General features: G+C 67.7%; 16 protein-coding genes and 1 pseudogene. 5 read left to right on the top strand and 12 right to left on the bottom strand.

Features of this window, described 5'->3' with window-relative positions:
* Positions 1 to 83: 83 nt before the first annotated feature.
* Positions 84 to 1,334: an amidohydrolase family protein gene (locus J7J08_RS04645; RefSeq protein ID WP_214902418.1), complete on the bottom strand. Its 1,251-nt coding sequence runs from the start codon at positions 1,332 to 1,334 to the stop codon at positions 84 to 86.
* Between the two features lie 11 nt (positions 1,335 to 1,345).
* A complete protein-coding gene (locus tag J7J08_RS04640; protein WP_214901983.1) occupies positions 1,346 to 2,755 on the bottom strand; it encodes an amidohydrolase in 1,410 nt (469 codons plus the stop codon).
* Positions 2,756 to 2,841: 86 nt separating this feature from the next.
* On the opposite strand from J7J08_RS04640, the pseudogene J7J08_RS04635 reads away from it, so the two are divergent.
* Together J7J08_RS04635 and J7J08_RS04630 are read left to right on the top strand one after the other, a co-directional pair.
* A pseudogene (locus J7J08_RS04635) lies at positions 2,842 to 2,976 on the top strand (AMP nucleosidase); the annotation flags it as partial.
* A gap of 54 nt (positions 2,977 to 3,030) precedes the next feature.
* Complete coding sequence (locus tag J7J08_RS04630; protein ID WP_214901981.1) at positions 3,031 to 3,570, top strand: DUF924 family protein; 540 nt, start codon at positions 3,031 to 3,033, stop codon at positions 3,568 to 3,570.
* A 176-nt stretch (positions 3,571 to 3,746) separates the two neighbouring features.
* Here J7J08_RS04630 and grxD read toward each other — a convergent pair whose 3' ends face one another.
* Positions 3,747 to 4,673 (bottom strand): Grx4 family monothiol glutaredoxin, encoded by a 927-nt coding sequence (gene grxD, locus J7J08_RS04625; RefSeq protein ID WP_214901979.1) that lies wholly within the window; start codon positions 4,671 to 4,673, stop codon positions 3,747 to 3,749.
* 60 nt (positions 4,674 to 4,733) lie between these two features.
* Here grxD and J7J08_RS04620 point away from each other — a divergent pair, with 60 nt between their 5' ends.
* Positions 4,734 to 5,513, top strand: coding sequence for a polysaccharide deacetylase family protein (locus J7J08_RS04620; protein ID WP_214901977.1), 780 nt, complete (start codon positions 4,734 to 4,736; stop codon positions 5,511 to 5,513).
* Between the two features lie 210 nt (positions 5,514 to 5,723).
* On the opposite strand, the gene J7J08_RS04615 is transcribed toward J7J08_RS04620, so the two are convergent.
* Genes J7J08_RS04615 through J7J08_RS04600 form a run of 4 tightly spaced genes read right to left on the bottom strand, consistent with a single transcriptional unit; the run spans position 5,724 to position 8,665 of the window.
* Positions 5,724 to 6,071 (bottom strand): hypothetical protein, encoded by a 348-nt coding sequence (locus J7J08_RS04615; RefSeq protein WP_214901975.1) that lies wholly within the window; start codon positions 6,069 to 6,071, stop codon positions 5,724 to 5,726.
* Positions 6,068 to 6,748, bottom strand: coding sequence for a class I SAM-dependent methyltransferase (locus J7J08_RS04610; RefSeq protein WP_214902415.1), 681 nt, complete (start codon positions 6,746 to 6,748; stop codon positions 6,068 to 6,070). Before J7J08_RS04610 ends, J7J08_RS04615 begins: the two co-directional genes overlap by 4 nt.
* 17 nt (positions 6,749 to 6,765) lie before the next feature.
* Positions 6,766 to 7,389, bottom strand: a complete 624-nt coding sequence (locus tag J7J08_RS04605; protein WP_343237701.1) for an SGNH/GDSL hydrolase family protein — start codon at positions 7,387 to 7,389, stop codon at positions 6,766 to 6,768.
* A 1-nt stretch (position 7,390) separates the two neighbouring features.
* Entirely contained in the window at positions 7,391 to 8,665 is a 1,275-nt protein-coding gene (locus tag J7J08_RS04600; protein WP_214901969.1) for a pyridoxal phosphate-dependent aminotransferase, read from the bottom strand.
* A gap of 148 nt (positions 8,666 to 8,813) precedes the next feature.
* Between J7J08_RS04600 and rsgA the strand changes: the two genes are divergently transcribed.
* Positions 8,814 to 9,902 (top strand): ribosome small subunit-dependent GTPase A, encoded by a 1,089-nt coding sequence (rsgA, locus tag J7J08_RS04595; RefSeq protein WP_214901966.1) that lies wholly within the window; start codon positions 8,814 to 8,816, stop codon positions 9,900 to 9,902.
* Between the two features lie 8 nt (positions 9,903 to 9,910).
* Here rsgA and J7J08_RS04590 read toward each other — a convergent pair whose 3' ends face one another.
* Positions 9,911 to 10,387 carry an RES family NAD+ phosphorylase gene (locus tag J7J08_RS04590; protein WP_214901963.1) on the bottom strand — a complete coding sequence of 159 codons (477 nt, stop codon included), beginning with the start codon at positions 10,385 to 10,387 and terminating at the stop codon, positions 9,911 to 9,913.
* Positions 10,384 to 10,956 (bottom strand): antitoxin Xre/MbcA/ParS toxin-binding domain-containing protein, encoded by a 573-nt coding sequence (locus tag J7J08_RS04585; protein ID WP_214901960.1) that lies wholly within the window; start codon positions 10,954 to 10,956, stop codon positions 10,384 to 10,386. The genes J7J08_RS04590 and J7J08_RS04585 overlap by 4 nt, the downstream gene beginning before the upstream one ends.
* A 128-nt stretch (positions 10,957 to 11,084) precedes the next feature.
* Here J7J08_RS04585 and J7J08_RS04580 point away from each other — a divergent pair, with 128 nt between their 5' ends.
* Entirely contained in the window at positions 11,085 to 12,326 is a 1,242-nt protein-coding gene (locus J7J08_RS04580; protein WP_214902412.1) for a flavohemoglobin expression-modulating QEGLA motif protein, read from the top strand.
* Positions 12,327 to 12,391: 65 nt separating this feature from the next.
* On the opposite strand, the gene phbB is transcribed toward J7J08_RS04580, so the two are convergent.
* The 3 genes from phbB to J7J08_RS04565 are packed head-to-tail and all read right to left on the bottom strand — an operon-like array spanning position 12,392 to position 15,689.
* Positions 12,392 to 13,132: an acetoacetyl-CoA reductase gene (gene phbB / locus J7J08_RS04575; protein ID WP_214901957.1), complete on the bottom strand. Its 741-nt coding sequence runs from the start codon at positions 13,130 to 13,132 to the stop codon at positions 12,392 to 12,394.
* A 21-nt stretch (positions 13,133 to 13,153) separates the two neighbouring features.
* Entirely contained in the window at positions 13,154 to 14,479 is a 1,326-nt protein-coding gene (locus J7J08_RS04570) for a CitMHS family transporter (protein ID WP_214902409.1), read from the bottom strand.
* 28 nt (positions 14,480 to 14,507) lie between these two features.
* Positions 14,508 to 15,689, bottom strand: coding sequence for a porin (locus tag J7J08_RS04565; protein ID WP_251006416.1), 1,182 nt, complete (start codon positions 15,687 to 15,689; stop codon positions 14,508 to 14,510).
* Positions 15,690 to 15,731: the final 42 nt, after the last annotated feature.

The raw sequence follows: 15,731 nt of genomic DNA, 5'->3' as shown, positions 1-15,731 counted from the left end.
GTTCCTTGGCGGCTCCAGCCAGGCAGAGCCTGGCTCTACGGGATTCCGGCCGGGCAGGGCCCGGCCTTGGCGTCATGCGGACCTTACCGCGAATACGCCCTGGGTTCGCTGCCGGCCGGGGCGGCATAGCGGTCGCGCAGTTCGGTCTGGCGCGAACGCATCGGCATGGCGCGCCCGCCCAGCCAGACCTGCTCGGCGTAGTGGCCCACATCCAGCGGGTCGCCTTCCCACAGCACCAGGTCGGCCAGCTTGCCCACCTCGATGCTGCCCAGCCGGTCGCCCACGCCCAGCACCTGCGCCGGTACCCGGGTCAGGCCGGCCAGGCCGTCCTGCCAGGGCAGGCCGTTGGCCACGGCATTGCCGGCCAGCTGGCGCATCTTGCGCGCGTTGTGCGAGGCATCGTCGCGCTGGGCGAAGCTGACCTGCACGCCGGCCGCATGCAGGCGCGCGGCGTTCTCCAGCGTGGCGCCGAGCTGGTCGAACGTGGCCGGCAGGTTGCCCAGCGCGTCCACGAACACCGGCACGTTGGCCTGGGCCAGCTGCGGGGCCAGGCGCCACGCCTCGGCACCGCCGGCGATGGCGATGCTCACCTTCTCGCGCGCGGCCCAGCGCAGCAGTTGGCGGATGTCCGCCGCGCGATCCACTTCAATCACCAGCCGCCCTTGGCCGGCCAGGTAGCGCGCCAGCGTGGCGCGGCCGGCGGGGGTGAGCAGGGCATGCGGCGAATCGACCGAGCTCTGGCCGCGCGCTTCGCCCACCATCTGCTCCAGCAGCATCCACTGTGCCGCGCGGGAGCTGCCGGTGAGTTCGGCCCCGGACGAGCCCAGCCGGATGAACAGCGCCCGCGGGCCGATCGGGTCGGCGCTGCCGTCCAGCCGCATCACCCCGCCCTGGCCGGCAATGAAGCTGCCGTCGGTGTTGGCGCCCAGCGCGGTGAAGCCGATGCCGTCCAGGCGGGCGACCGGAATCAGCACCGAGGCCGGGTTGTAGGCCAGGGTGACGTCGAACTCCGGGCGCATCGGCTGGTCTTCCAGCTTCAGTGAACTGTCCACCGTGGTCGATTCACCGGAAACTTCATCGATACCGATATCGGTGATGCCGCCAAACAACGCCGGTGTCAGCGGGCGGCCGTTGGCTTCCACCACGGTGGCGCCGGCCGGTGCGGCCAGGCCGGTGCCGACCGCCCGGATCACCCCGCCCTGGACCAGCACGTCGCCGTGTTCCAGGCTGCCGCGCGCGCTGGCGGTGTGCACCGTGGCGTTGCGGATCAGCAGGTCCTGCGCCCCGCTGGCGGGTGCGGCCCCCAGCAGTGCCAGCACCAGCAGTGGAACCATCGAACGCGCGGTCACGGGCGTGCCTCCTGGCCGAGCATGAAGTCCGACAGCGGCTGCCGCCTGACGTCCTGGCGGTCGTAAACCTGGTGGCCGTCGATGTATACCTTTTCGGCCAGCGCGTAGGAACTGAAGGGACTGCCGTTCCACACCACCACGTCGCCCATCTTGCCCACCTCCAGGCTGCCAGTTTGCTTCTCCACGCCCAGCGAGCGGGCGGCGTTGGAGGTCAACCAGCCGATCGCGCGCTCGGGGGCGATCGGCATGCCGGCGCGGCGCGCGTTGGCGATCACCTTGGCTGCTTCCTGGTTGAGTCGCTGGATGCCCTCGGGCGAATCCGAATGCACGATCGCGCAGCTGTTGGCCGGGCGGTCGACCAGCGCGATGTTGTCCTGGATGCCATCGAAGGCTTCCATCTTGAAGCCCCACCAGTCGGCCCACAGCGCACCGCAGACGCCTTCGGCGGCCAGCCGGTCGGCCAGCTTGTAGGCCTCCACGCCGTGGTGGAACGCGGCGATCTTGAAGCCGAACTCCTTCGACAAGTCAAGCATGGTGGCCATCTCATCGGCGCGGTAGCAGTGGATGTGCACGCGGATGTCGCCATCGATGGCGCCGGCCAGCGTATCCAGCTTCAGGTCGCGCTTGCCGCCGGTATCGCCGGCGCTGTCGCCCTTGTCGCTGCCGCCGAACCAGCGCTTCTTCCTGACCTTCTTCGGCGCGTTCTTGGCCAGGTACTCGCTGGCATCGATGAACGCGGCACGGTAGCCGGCCACGTTGCCCATGCGGGTGCCGGGTGCCACGCCCTTGCCGCCGCCGTACACGCGCTTGGGGTTCTCGCCGCAGGCCATTTTCAGGCCCCACGGGGCGCCGGGGAACTTCATGGCCTGGTAGGTGGTAGCGGGAACATTCTTCAACGTCACCCCGCGCCCACCAACCAGGTTGGCCGAGCCGGGCAGCACCTGCATCGAGGTCACCCCGCCGGCCAATGCCGCAGCAAAGCCCGGGTCCTGCGGCCATACCGAATGCTCGGCCCACACGTTGGCGGTCACCGGTGCGGTCATTTCATTGCCATCGCTGTGCGCGCTCACCCCGGGGCTGGGGTACACGCCCAGGTGCGAGTGCACGTCGATGATGCCGGGGGTGACCCACTTGCCGGTGCCGTCGACCTGCACCGCGTTGGCGGGCGCGTCCAGGGCGGTGCCGAGTGCGGCAATACGGCCGTCGCGCAGCAGCAGGTCGGTCCGTTCCAGGCGGGTGCCGGTGCCGGTGAGCACGGTAGCGTTGCGGATCAGCACCGGGGCCGAGGCGATCGGCGCATAGGTGCTCGGGTACGGATCCTGCGTGAAGCGCGATGCGGCCGGCGCAGAGGGCGCAGCCAAGGCAAACAGCGCCAGGCCCAGCCCGGCGGTCAATCGTGTACGCATGTCATCCCCGATGCGGCGTGAAAGATCACCCGCGACGCTAGCCGCTGGCCGGCGCGTTGCCAAGTGGCCAAGTGCATGCCGCATTCGGGGTCAACACCGATGCCGCCGATGCCAAGGTCAGCTCCCGGTTCGTCGAAAACCATATCCAGATCGGTATCGAGGCGCTTAAGCTAATACGGCGCAATGGCAAGTCGGTCCGACATCTGCGCTTTGACGAATGATGGCAATGGCTTGGGAGGGGCGCCGGGAAGGCGCACCGCCCGCAGGGGCACTGAATGGACGTGGCGGCACAAGTAGTGGAATTCTGGCGCGATGCGGGACCACAGCAGTGGTTCGCGCGCGATGACGCGTTCGATGCGCGTTTCCGCGCGGCGTTTCTTGACGAACATTACGCTGCCGCGCGCCGCGCGCGCGAACATTGGCTGGAATCGGCCGATGGCGCGCTGGCGTTGATGATCCTGCTCGACCAGTTCCCGCGCAACTGCTTCCGCGCCACCGCCCATTCCTACGCCACCGACGGACTGGCCCGCCACTACGCCATGCGCGCAGTGGAAGAGGGCCTGGACCTGCAGCTGGTGCCCAAGCTGCGCGCTTTCATCTACCTGCCGTTCGAGCATTCCGAAGACCCGCAGGACCAGGAGCGCTCGGTTGCGATGTTCGACGTACTGGGCGACAAGGAATACCTGCAATACGCCGAACTGCACCGTGACATCATCCGCCGCTTCGGCCGCTTCCCGCACCGCAATGCGGTGCTGGGGCGGATGCCGACGCCGGAGGAGCTGGATTACCTTGCCGAGGGCGGGTTTGCGGGCTGACCGATGGTGTGTAGCGACGCAGGGCGTCGCTCTACGAACATCTCAACGTCCGGTAACGACGGTGAATGATCAAAAAAAACGCCGGCAATGCCGGCGTTCTTTTGTTGCGTGATACGTATCGCTTGACACGCGTGGCGTGTCACTACGTGTCGGTGCCGGGCCGTGCCCGGCGCCTTTCAATACTTCGGCACGCTGTTGTCCACCGCATCCGACCAGGCATCGATGCCGCCGGTGATGTTGTAGACCTTGCTGAAACCCAATGCACGGAACTGCTCGGCGGCCTGCGCGCTGCGGCCACCGTGGTGGCACAGGAAGGCCAGCGGGGTGTCCTTGGGCAGGGCTTCCAGGCGGGCACGGTTGTCGCCGTCGAAGGTGTCGAACGTGCCTTCGATCGCCGCAATGGCGCGCTCGTCTGCCGGGCGCACGTCCACCACGGTCAGGGTGCCGGCGCGGCGCTGGTCGTCGGCGTCGCGAACGGCCAGTTCCTGCACCGCCTTCGGCGCGTTGGGGTTGTCGATGGCCAGGCCCTTGCCGCGGATGTCGTCCACCCAGTCGATGGTGATGCCGTCGGCGCGGCGTGCGCTGGTCAGGTCGAACTGCACGCGCAGGCCGTTGGATTCGGCGGCAATGGCGCTGTCATCGTGCGGGGCCAGCTGGAAGTTCGGCTGGAAGCTGGCATCGATGCTCAGCTGCAGCGAGGCACCGGGTGCATCGGCCAGCGCGCCGCGCAGCATTTCCACTGCCGCCGGGGTCACGGTGATGTTCGGCGGCGTGCGGTCGGGCGCAGCCAGGCCGAGCACGCTACTCAGCTCACCGCTGCTGGCCATCTGCAGGATGATGTCGCTGCCGCCCACCAGTTCGCCTTCGATGTAAAGCTGCGGGATGGTCGGCCATTCGCCATAGGCCTTGATGCCTTCGCGGATGTCCGCGTCGGCCAGCACGTTGACATGGGCGAACTCCACGCCCAGGTCCTGCAGGGCGCCTACGGCCTTGGCCGAGAATCCGCACTGCGGCATGCTCGGCTGGCCCTTCATGAACAGCACGACGCGGTCGGCGGTAAGGATGGATTCAATGCGCGAACGCAGGGCGGGATCAAGGGACATGGCAGTCAGGGTCCGGGTGTCTTCGAACTCCCCATTCTACGCGGCATGGCATCATGGGGCATGACCGTACCGGAAACGTTGCATCACATTCCCCGTCGCCCGTGGCGCTGGCTGCCCTGGCTGCTGCTGTCCCAGCTGGCCGTGGTACTGGCCTGGTGGGGCTTGGGCTGGGCCATCGGGCTGCCGCTGATGGTGGCGTCCCATGCACTGTTCATGGTGCCGGTATTCCTACCCAACAGCCGCTTCTACGCGCCGGTGCTGAGCCAGCTGCCGGAACCGGCTGAACAGGTCTGGCTGACCATCGACGACGGCCCCTCGGCCGAGACCCCGGCGGTGCTGGACCTGCTGGACCGCTACCAGGCCAAGGCCACCTTCTTCATGGTCGGCGAGCGCGCTGCCGCGCGGCCGGAGCGGGTCCGGCAGGTGCTGGCCCGTGGCCACGACCTGGGCAACCACAGCCACAGCCACCCGCAGACCCGCTTCTGGCGGCTCGGCCCGGCCACCATGGCCGACGAGATCGCGCAGTGCCAGCAGGCCTTGGCCGACATCGCCGGGAGCCCGCCGCGCTGGTACCGCTCGGTGGTGGGCATGACCAACCCGTTCGTCGCGCCGGCGTTGCAACAGTGGGGCCTGACCCGGGTCGGCTGGAGTGCACGCGGCTTCGACGGCGTGGATTGCCAGCCGCAGCAGGTCATCAACCGCATCGTCGCAGACCTGCGCCCCGGCGCGATCATCCTGCTGCATGAAGGCGCCGCCCACGGCCACAACCTGGCCATCATCGAAGGGGTGTTGCAGGCGATCCAGGCGCGCGGCCTGCGCGCGGTATTGCCGACGTCGTGATATCCGTGGGCCGGCCAACGGCCGGCGCTACCGAGGGTTCCCGGCGCCCTTGGTTGATTGATCCCGATCCTGATGGGTCCGTAACAATTCGTAGCCCCGGCCGTTGGCCGGACGCCGCGCACAGCGCGGCCCAGGCATCCGAAATCGATCAACACCACGCCGCGATCACGTTTCCGGCGTTTAACCCCACCGAAGCCGTCCGTCAGGCATTCATGACCCACCCACGCTCGGGTGCGCATCCTGCCACTGCTGGTGCACCCAGCTGCCAAGCGACACCTGCGCCCACAGCAGGGTGATCGACAATCCCAGTGCCAGCACGCCGGTGACCCGCCGCCGCTGGTGCTGCAACGCGCTGCCGATGCCCAGCAGCAGGCCGACCACGGTGACCCCCAGGCACACGAACAGCATCACCAGCACTGCCACCGGCATCTCGTGCATGCCTGCATGGCGGGGCAGGTGGGCCACGTGCGCGGTCACGGCAAACAGCACCAGCGCCACCAAGCTCACCACCAGTGCCGCGATGCCCAAAGCGGAATGCCGCGGGCGAGGATCGTTCACGTGCCGTCCCCACGTACCGCTGTCACCAGCCAGTTGTTGAACGGCGTATTGCCATAAAGCGGCACCATCTCCAGCTGCAGCCCCGCCGCTTCCAACGGTGCACGCACACTGGCGGCATCGGGGTAGTGCCGCGGGCGCGTGCCCATCCAGCCCACCAGATGCGCCAGCATGTCGGTAATCCGCGTAGTGCGGTCGCGACCGCTGTTGTCGGCCAGCGTCGTGCGGATGACCAGCCGCCCGCGGGGCGCAACCCGCGCGGCCGCCTCATGCAGCAACACCGGCTGGGCCTCGGCTGGCAGGTACTGCAACACGTCAAGCAGCGCCACGCTGCCCTGGTGGTCGGGCAGGGCAGCGCTGGCATCCACGCAGGCAAAGCGCGCGTCAACAAGCGCCGCACGTTTACCGGCGCGCACTGCACGGGCGATCTTGTCCGCGTCGATGTCCACGCCCAGATAGGGCTGCGTGCGTTGGCTCTGCCTCAATACATGCGCCAGCAGCCCCAGCCCGCAGCCGATATCCAGCAGCGGCTGCGAACACGGTGCCAGCGCGCGCAGCACGCCTGGGTACAGCGGATCGCTGCCGAGCTTGCCGCGGCTGTAGTAATAATCGCGGCGGTTGCCGAAGCGCTGTGCCGGCATGAAGGCATCCGCGATGCGGCGGGCCTGTTCCCTGGCCAGTGGTAACGCGTCCGTGCTCAGCGTGCTGCCTCGTCATCCAGTTGGGTACGGACGACCGGGAAGGCCCGGCGCGTCCATTCGGTATACATCGCGGCGGAAGGGTGCAGGCCGTCTTCGACCAGCATCGCCGGTTCCGCACCGCGTTCGCGGCTGATCGCGGTGATGTCCACGAACGCCACGTGGTGCTCGGCGCAGATCGCCTGCGCCGCCGCGTTGTAGGCGTCCAGCTCGCGCGCGATCTGCGCCGGGTCGCGGTTGTGGTCGCGCGCGAACGGGGTCACGCCCCAGTCTGGAATCGACAGCACCAGCACGCGCCGCCGCTGTTGGCCGGCAAAGCCAAGCGCGCGCTGCAGCAGAGCGCTGAAGGCCGGGCGGTAGGCGTCCACGCTGCGCCCGCGGTACTGGTCATTGACCCCGATCAGCAGGCTGACCAGCCCGAACGGACCCTGCGGCGCGGCCTCATCGATGCCAGCCTCCAGTTCGTCGGTGGTCCAGCCGGTGGTGGCGATGATCTGCGGTTCGGCCACCACGTGGCCGGCTTCCTGAAGGGCCGTGGCCAGCTGCATCGGCCAGCGGTCAGCCGGAGCCACGCCCTCACCGATGGTGTAGGAATCGCCCAGTGCCAGGTAGGACAGCGTCACTTCAAGCCACCGCGCTGCGCGGCTTGAGCGGTACCACCTTGGTATTGGCTTCGGCGCGGCGGGCCAACGCACGGTCGATGCGCGCGAACACATCGCGCATCACCTCGGCCTCCGGCAGCAGGGTCACGCGGAAATGGTGACGGTAGGGCACGTTGAAGCTCGAGCCGGGCACTACCAGCACGCCTTCCTCGTTCATCAGCTCCAGCGCGAAATCATGGTCGTCGAAGCTGCGCGCGGCCGCGCCCACCACGGCCGGGAACGCGTACAGCGCACCCGCCGGGGCGACCAGCGACAGATGCTCGCTGGCGTTGCAGGCCTCGATCACCGCACGGCGGGTTTCGTACAGGCGCCCACCGGGGGCGCACAGCGCCGACACCGTGTCCGGGCCGTTCACCGCCGCATCGATCGCGTACTGGCCCGGCACGTTGGCGCACAGGCGCAGCGCGCTGAGCAGGTCCATCGCGGCGCGGAATTCACCCAGCCGTTCGGCGGCGCCGGACAGCATCGCCCAGCCCACGCGCCAGCCGCAGGCGCGGTGCACCTTGCTCAGGCCGCTGAAGGTGATGCACGGGTGCTCGCCGGCCAGTGGGGCCATCGGCTGGAATCGCGCGTCGTCGTACAGGATCTGGTCGTAGATCTCATCGACCATCAGCAGCAGGTTGTGCCTGGCGGCGATGGCCACGATGCGCTCCAGCAGCTCGCGCGAATAGCTGGCGCCGCTGGGGTTGTTCGGATTGATCAGCACGATGGCGCGCGTGCGCGAGGAGACCAGCGTTTCGATTTCGACCGGGTCCGGCTGGAAGCCGTTCTCCGGTGCGCAGCGGTAGTACACCGGGCGGCCGTCGTTGAGGATGGTCGCCGCCGACCACAGCGGGTAGTCGGGCGAGGGCACCAGCACCTCGTCGCCGGGATTGAGCAGCGCGCGCAACGACAGGTCGATCAGCTCGCTGACGCCGTTGCCGATGAACACCCGGTCCGGATGCGCATCGGGCGCGCCACGGCGGGCGTAGGCCGCGGCAATCGCCTCGCGTGCTTCCGGCAGGCCCTGCTGGTGGGTATACGGATCGGTGCGGCCCATGTCGTCGGCAATGGCGCGCTGCAGGTGCTCCGGCGCGCGGAACCCGAAGTTGCCCGGGTTGCCGATGTTCAGCTTGATCAGCTTGCGCCCCTGCGCCTCCAGCTCACGCGCTCGCCGCGCCAGTTCGCCCCGGATCTCGTAGCGGACTTCGGACAGGCGCTCGCGGGTGGCAAGCGGCTTCAGCGGGGGCGTGGACATGACGGGGCCGTGGGTCGGGCATGGAAATCGCATACTAGCGGAAATGCTGCGTTGCAGGGCAAGGGCTTCGGGGCAAATTCCCAGTATTGGCGGGCAGTTGCCGCCGATGGCTGAGACGCCGGGGGAAGTGGGCCTCTAGAATGGGCGCATGAGCGAACCGATCGATTACCGCGCCCTGCAGACCATGGGCTGGCCCTGGGCAGGCGCCCCCGAGCTGCCTGCCTGGCAGGCCCTGTTCGAGCAGTACCCGCAGGCCCGCCCGGGCCGGGTGATCGAACAGCACCGCACCGGCTACGTGGTGGCCGACGCCCCGGGCGCGGCCATCAAGACCGAATCCCCCGCCGAATGGCAGCGCCCGCGCTTTCCCAGCCACGAACGTGCGGCCGTGGGCGATTGGGTGCTGCTGGACGGCATCCTGATCGTGGCCCTGCTGCCCCGGCGCACCGCTATCAAGCGCGGCGCGGCCGGCGAGCATTACCACCAGCAGGTGATCGCGGCGAACATCGATACCGTGTTCATCGTCTGTGGCCTGGATGCGGACTTCAACCCGCGCCGGATCGAGCGTTACCTGATGCTGGTCGGCGGCGGCGGCGCACGCCCGGTGGTGGTACTGACCAAGGCCGACCAGACCGAATACAGCGAAGACGCCCTGGCCGTGCTGGAAGAGCTGGCCGCGCAGGACATCCCGCTGCTGGCCATCAACGGCCGCGACCCGGCCAGCGCCAGCGCCCTGCTGCCGTGGCTGGGGGCTGGGCAGACCGTGGTGCTGGTCGGTTCCTCCGGCGCGGGCAAGTCGACCCTGACCAATACGCTGCTGGGCTACGAGCTGATGAAAACCGCCGAGGTGCGCGGTAACGATTCCAAGGGGCGCCACACCACCACCCACCGCGCGCTGATTCCGATGCCGTCCGGTGCCTGCCTGATCGACACCCCCGGCATGCGCGAACTCAAGCCGACCGGGGAAGAAGCGCTGGGCGAAGTGGGGTTCGCCGATGTTGAAGCGCTGGCCGAACAGTGCCGCTTCCGCGATTGCGCCCACCAGCGCGAACCGGGTTGCGCCGTACGTGCCGCCATCGACTCCGGTGAACTGGACGAAGAGCGCCTGCTCAACTACTTCAAGCTGAAGGAAGAAGTAGCCGCCGCCGCCGCCAAGCTGGCCGTACGCCAGGCCCAGCAGGCCATCGAACGCCGCCACGTAAGTAAAGGCGCGCAGTGGCGCCCCACCAAAAAACGCTGAGTCGCTCCCTAACGCCCCCGGAACAACAGGTTGTACTGCAACCGACGCGTAGCCCGCGCACGCATCCGTCGGCTGTCCCCATGCTGCGCATTGATCACCACAATGGTTTCTTCCGGCGCGATCACCGACGGCAGCTCGACAATCGCCTGAGCCCCACTGGCGTACCAGTTCGACCCCACGCCGATCGACACCACCCCGTGCGGAATCGCATCCCAGCCCACCGGTAGCGCGCTGGCCGGGATAACCAACCGCGCAGCCCATACGTCATCGGGCACGTCGATCTCGATGACGTATTTGTTCAGCGGCAAGCCGCTGTCATCGATATGCGCGGCGGTCTCCAGCACCGCCATGGCCAGGCTGGGCGCGGCATAGATCACCCGTTCCCCCGTGCGGTTCCAACGCCCGGGTGAGGCGGCGGCACCGGCACCGGTCATGTCGTCCGGTGTCCACGTCGGCCCGGTGGACCCGATTCGGGCCAGCCTCATTGATAGGCGCCGCTCTGGACCGCTCCCAGCACCCGCATCACCGACGCGCGCCCGCTGGGTGTATCCATCAGCTCGGCCGGCGCCAGGCCGCCCAGTGCGGGCTGCGGTCGCTGGATCCACTGGCCCACCCAGCGTTCCACATCGAAGCCCTTCGCGGCCGGGTTGTCCTGCTCGGCGGCGAGCATGTCTTCGACCTTGTTGATCAGCTCCATCAGCCCGACCACGGACTGCCCGGTGGTTCCGGCAAACAGCGATTTGTCCCGCATCTTCTTGGTGAAGGTGGCCTTGGGAATCCGCACGAAGGTCTGGAATTCCGTGCTGCTGACGAAGATGTCGTCAATGAGTCCCTTCACCACCTGGTAGGGCACGCCTTCGCGTTCGATGCGCACCCGTTCGGCCAACGGGGCAGTACGCAGCAAGGTGCGGAACGCATTTACCCTGGCTGGAGCCTCGTACGCTGCAAGCGGCTCGCGGACGGCGCCCGCGCTGCGCCTGCTGTTGCGTTCGCCGATTGCACGGGCGGTGGCCTTCTTCGGGGTGGCGCTGGCGCGGCGGTCAGCAGGGGACATGGAAACCTCCTTTGGCTACTTCTGGACCAACTATAGGCCAATTGTGCTCTTCGTGCCGGAACGGGCTCACACCCCGGCACAGACCCTGATAAGGTCCGTTCATGAACAGCGTCCCGCGCAGCCAGCCGATGACCGTGGATCGTGACGTTGCCCACCACACCGAGCTCGACGCCCGGCTGGTGGAGGCCGTTGGAGGCATCCGGCTGCTGGGCCTGACCAGTTGGCCCGCTGCCCTGCAGGCCCCGTTCCTGGCAAGCGTGGCCCGTGGCAACCCGGCGTTGCCGGTGCTGGACTACCCCAGGCTGGATTTCACCGACACCCGCCGCGCGCTGGCTGCGATCAGCGCCCAGTGCGACCCCGACCACCCCATTGGCCTGTACATCCGGCGCTCGGCGCACAGCTGGGACCTGGCCGCCGGCCTGCTTGAATCGCTGGGCACCGCTGACGTGGACCGATACTCGGTGGAACTGTTCGGCTCGCCCGAACAACCACTGCCGGGCAATGGGCCCAGCACCCGCGAAGCCGCCCGTCACTTCATCCAGATCGCACAGGAACTGGACCACGAACTGCTGGCACCCGAAGAGCAGGTGCCGGTCTCGGCCACCGCGTTGCAACTGCAGTTGCAGAGCGACCTGGACGCGTTCTTTGAAACGCGCATCATCAGCGTGCAGCTGGATCCGGAGCTGATCTCCAAGGCCGCCGCCGGTCCCACCCGGATCCGCCTGCGTACCAGTGCGCGCTTCAGCGCCTACGACCGCGCGCAGCTGTTCCACCACGAAGCGCTGGTGCATTCGCTCACCGCGCTCAACGGCCGCGAACAGCCACACCTGCCCAGCCTGGCGCTGTCCTCGCCGCGCGTGACCGCTACCCAGGAAGGGTTGGCCACGTTCGCCGAACAGATCACCGGCAGCATCGACATCGAACGGCTCAAGCGCATCAGCCTGCGCACCGAGGCCATCGCGATGGCGCGCGAAGGGGCCGACTTCATCCAGGTGTTCCGCTACTTCTGCGATGCCGGGCAGAACAACGAAGAGAGTTTCGCCTCGGCCCAGCGTGTGTTCCGCGGCGTTCCCGCCACCGGCGGCGCGGCCTTCACCAAGGACACCGTGTACCTGCGCGGACTGGTCTCCGTACACACCTTCTTCCGCCACATGCTGGCCGAAGACCGCCTGCAGAACTGCCGCTGGCTGTTCGCCGGCAAGATGTCGCTGACCGACGCGGTGGACTTCGCCCCGCTGTTCGAAGAAGGCATCCTGCGCCCACCGCGCTGGCTCCCGCACTGGGTCAGTCGTGCCAATGGGCTGGCCGGCATGCTGGCGTTCTCGCTGTTCGCCAACCGCATCCGCATGGACCAGCTCGCGGCCGAATGATATAGGCGCGCGCATCGTTGGGGCTGATCCCGCGTAGGGTGCTTGGGCCGTGCTGCCGCCGAGCATCAGAACATATGCAACCCGCCATTCACCGCATAATCCGCGCCGGTGACATACGCGGCATCATCCGACGCCAGCCACGCGCACAGGCTGGCCACCTCTTCCGGCTTGCCCAGGCGGCGGATCGGCACCGAGCCGGCCAGCCGGTCCAGCACATCGGGCGGGAAGCTGCTGATCGACTGGCTGGCGATGTAGCCCGGCGAAATGGTGTTCACCGTCACCCCGCGCGTGGCCACTTCATTGGCCAGTGCGCGGCTGAAACCATGCATCGCCGCCTTTGCGGTGGCGAAATTGACCTGGCCGATCTGGCCCTTGTGCGCGCTAACCGAACCGATGTTGATGATCCGGCCCCAGCTGCGCGCGCTCATCCCATCAATGACCTGCTTGGTGATGTTGAACAGCGCGTGCAGGTTCGAGCCCATCACCGCGTTCCAGTCGTCCTGGCTCATCTGCCGGAACAGCACGTCACGGCTGCCACCGGCGTTGTTGACCAGCACGTCGATCTCGCCGACCTCGGCCTTGACCTTGGTGAAGGCCGCCACGGTGGACTGCCAGTCGGCGGCGTTGCCTTCAGAGGCGATGAAGTCAAAGCCCAGCTCACGCTGCTCGCGCAGCCAGCCGGCCTTGCGCGGCGAATTGGGCGCGCAGCCGGCCACCACGGTGTGGCCGTTGCGGGCCAGCTTCTGGCAGATGGCAGTACCCACGCTGCCCATGCCGCTGGTGACGTATGCGATGCGAAGCGTCATGACGGAACTCCTTGAAGTGGATCAGGCAGCGAACGGATACAGGGCGCACAGCAGGCTGCCGGCCATCAGCACCAGCGACACCATCACCGCCCATTTCAGGGTGAATTTCTGGTGGTCGGCGAATTCCACCTTGGCCAACCCCACCAGCAGGTAGGTCGAAGGCACCAGCGGGCTGAGCAGGTGCACCGGCTGGCCGGCCAGCGAGGCGCGCGCCATTTCCACCGGGGTGATGCCGTAGTTGCCGGCCGCCTCGGACAGGATCGGCAGCACGCCGAAGTAGAACGCGTCGTTGGACATGAAGAAGGTGAACGGCATCGACGCCAGCGCGGTGATCACCGCCAGGTACGGCCCCCACGCATCGGGGATGACCGCCAGGAAGCTGTGCGACATCGCCTCCACCATGCCGGTGTTGTTGAGGATGCCGGTGAAGATGCCCGCCGCGAAAATCAACGACACCACCGACAGCACGTTGCCGGCGTGGTTGACCACGCGGCGGCGCTGCTCGGCCAGGTTCGGGTAGTTGATCACCAGCGCGATCGCGAAGCCCACCATGAACAGCACTGGCATCGGCAGCACGCCCAGGATCAGCGCGGTCATCAGTGCCAGCGTCAGCGCCAGGTTCACCCACAGCAGCTTCGGCCGTTTGGTATCTTCGGCGTCTTCCACGGTCGGCAGGGTGCCGTCATCGGACACGCTGGAATCCATCCAGCTGCCTCCTTGAGGCAGCTTCACCACGCCCAGCCGGCGGCGCTCCTTCAGGCCCAGGTACCAGGCCAGCAGCAGCACCGACGCGCAGGCCAGCACCATCGCCGGAATCAGCGGCACGAACACATCGGCCGGGTCCACGTGCAGTGCCGTGGCCGCACGTGCGGTTGGGCCGCCCCACGGAGTGAGGTTCATCACGCCACCGGCGAGGATGGTCACGCAGGTCATGTTCAACGCGTTCATGCCCAGCCGCTGGTACAGCGGCAGCATCGCCGACACGGTGATCATGTAGGTGGTGGAGCCGTCGCCATCGAGCGAGATCAGCATCGCCAGCGCGGCGGTGCCCAGCACGATCTTCATCGGGTCGCCCTTGACCAGGCGCAGGATGATCCGCACCAGCGGGTCGAACAGGCCGGCGTCGATCATCACCCCGAAGTACAGGATGGCGAACATCAGCATCACGCCGGTCGGCGCGATCTTCTTGATGCCGTCCAGCATCATCTCGTCCAGCCCGTTACCAAACCCGCCAAGCAGGGCGAAGATGATCGGGATGGTGATCAGGGCGACCAGCGGCGACAGTCGTTTGCTCATGATCAAGTACATGAACGTAATGACCATGCCAAAGCCGAGGATGCTCAGCATCATCTGCGGGTTTCCTTGCAAGGGGGGTTTAGAAATCGAACTGCAGGCGGCCGGTGACCGCACGGGTGTGGTCCACGGTGGCCGCCGCCAGGTAATCGCGGTTGCGGCTGTCGATCAGGTTCAACATGAAGCGCAGGTTCGGGCGCAGGTACCAGTTCCCGCCGAGCGTCCATGCCTCGGTGCGCGCATCGATCAGGTCCGGCTGGCCGAACAGGTGCTGCTCGCCGCGCATCTGGTCGTAACGCAGCGCCAGCTCGAACGCGCCGGCCTTGTGGCGGATGTCCTTGATGCGCGCGAAGCGCCCGGTCTTGCGGTCGTAGCCGCGCGATTCGCCGGTGACGAACCAGCTCAGCATCCCGTAGCCGGCCAGTACCGTGCCGCGCTGGCTGCCGTCATCGAAGGTGGCGCCGCTGAACTCGCCCTGCCACGACAGCGGGCCGCGCACCTGCGCGTATTCCAGCGACCACTTGTTGACGTCGGTATCCCGGCCGGAAGAGAAATCGACCAGGGTCAGGCGGCTGTTGTCTGATAGGTGCCCGGCCGGGCGCGGTCGGATCTTCAACCCCGGTACGCCATTGGCACCGGGCGTGTCGTAGCGCTCATGCGCCAGCGACAGCCCCAGGTGCAGCACGTCGCCAGCAGTGGCACCGGGCGCCCAGGTGGCGCGGCCACCGGCCGCACGGCCCTTCACCTGCCACGCATCGATGCTTTCCAGGCTGTAGGCGCTGGCCGCCCAGGTCATGTCGTTCCTGGCCGCCTGCCACGACGCGCCCAAGCGGTACAGCGGCGCCAGCGTGGTGCCGGCATTGCCGCGCTCCAGGAAGCTGCCGTAGTTGGAACCGGTGCGGTCGTCCAGCGAGAAGAACTGCTTGAACTGGCCCACGCTGAGCTTGCCGCCGCTGAAATCGCGGCTGATGTAAACATCCTTGGCTTCGACCCGGTCGCCGGAGAAATCGGCCTCCAGCTTGTAGTCCACCACGAAGAACCGGCCCGACATGTCCAGCCAGGCACGGCGGATCTCGGTGTCGTCCTTGTTCGGGGTGCCGCGCGCATCGTTGTCGAAATCGGCGAAATCCAGATGCAGGCGCCCGCCGAAGGTGGCGGTGAGCGGGCGGTCCGCATCGGCATCGTCGGCGGCCCAGAGCGGGGCGATGGGCAACAGCAGGGCGCAGGCGGCCAGCCCGCGGCGGCGCAGGAGATCGAAGTGCATGAACCCTCCCAGGTACATGGCGGTGGGCGGGCAGGGCCTGTG

The organism is Stenotrophomonas sp. ISL-67 (genome assembly GCF_018612915.1).
Lineage (GTDB): Bacteria > Pseudomonadota > Gammaproteobacteria > Xanthomonadales > Xanthomonadaceae > Stenotrophomonas.
Note: the sequence above shows the minus strand (reverse complement) of the source record. Positions and strands in the feature narration are given on the sequence as shown.

What these genes read in the sequence shown, in the direction of transcription:
- J7J08_RS04565 (WP_251006416.1), bottom strand. Translation starts at nt 15,689, where the DNA reads ATGCACTTCGATCTCCTGCGCCGCCGCGGGCTGGCCGCCTGCGCCCTG.
- J7J08_RS04640 (WP_214901983.1), bottom strand. Translation starts at nt 2,755, where the DNA reads ATGCGTACACGATTGACCGCCGGGCTGGGCCTGGCGCTGTTTGCCTTG.
- J7J08_RS04620 (WP_214901977.1), top strand. Translation starts at nt 4,734, where the DNA reads ATGACCGTACCGGAAACGTTGCATCACATTCCCCGTCGCCCGTGGCGC.
- J7J08_RS04580 (WP_214902412.1), top strand. Translation starts at nt 11,085, where the DNA reads ATGACCGTGGATCGTGACGTTGCCCACCACACCGAGCTCGACGCCCGG.
- phbB (WP_214901957.1), bottom strand. Translation starts at nt 13,132, where the DNA reads ATGACGCTTCGCATCGCATACGTCACCAGCGGCATGGGCAGCGTGGGT.
- J7J08_RS04645 (WP_214902418.1), bottom strand. Translation starts at nt 1,334, where the DNA reads ATGGTTCCACTGCTGGTGCTGGCACTGCTGGGGGCCGCACCCGCCAGC.
- J7J08_RS04585 (WP_214901960.1), bottom strand. Translation starts at nt 10,956, where the DNA reads ATGTCCCCTGCTGACCGCCGCGCCAGCGCCACCCCGAAGAAGGCCACC.
- rsgA (WP_214901966.1), top strand. Translation starts at nt 8,814, where the DNA reads ATGAGCGAACCGATCGATTACCGCGCCCTGCAGACCATGGGCTGGCCC.
- J7J08_RS04630 (WP_214901981.1), top strand. Translation starts at nt 3,031, where the DNA reads ATGGACGTGGCGGCACAAGTAGTGGAATTCTGGCGCGATGCGGGACCA.
- grxD (WP_214901979.1), bottom strand. Translation starts at nt 4,673, where the DNA reads ATGTCCCTTGATCCCGCCCTGCGTTCGCGCATTGAATCCATCCTTACC.
- J7J08_RS04570 (WP_214902409.1), bottom strand. Translation starts at nt 14,479, where the DNA reads ATGCTGAGCATCCTCGGCTTTGGCATGGTCATTACGTTCATGTACTTG.
- J7J08_RS04600 (WP_214901969.1), bottom strand. Translation starts at nt 8,665, where the DNA reads ATGTCCACGCCCCCGCTGAAGCCGCTTGCCACCCGCGAGCGCCTGTCC.
- J7J08_RS04590 (WP_214901963.1), bottom strand. Translation starts at nt 10,387, where the DNA reads ATGAGGCTGGCCCGAATCGGGTCCACCGGGCCGACGTGGACACCGGAC.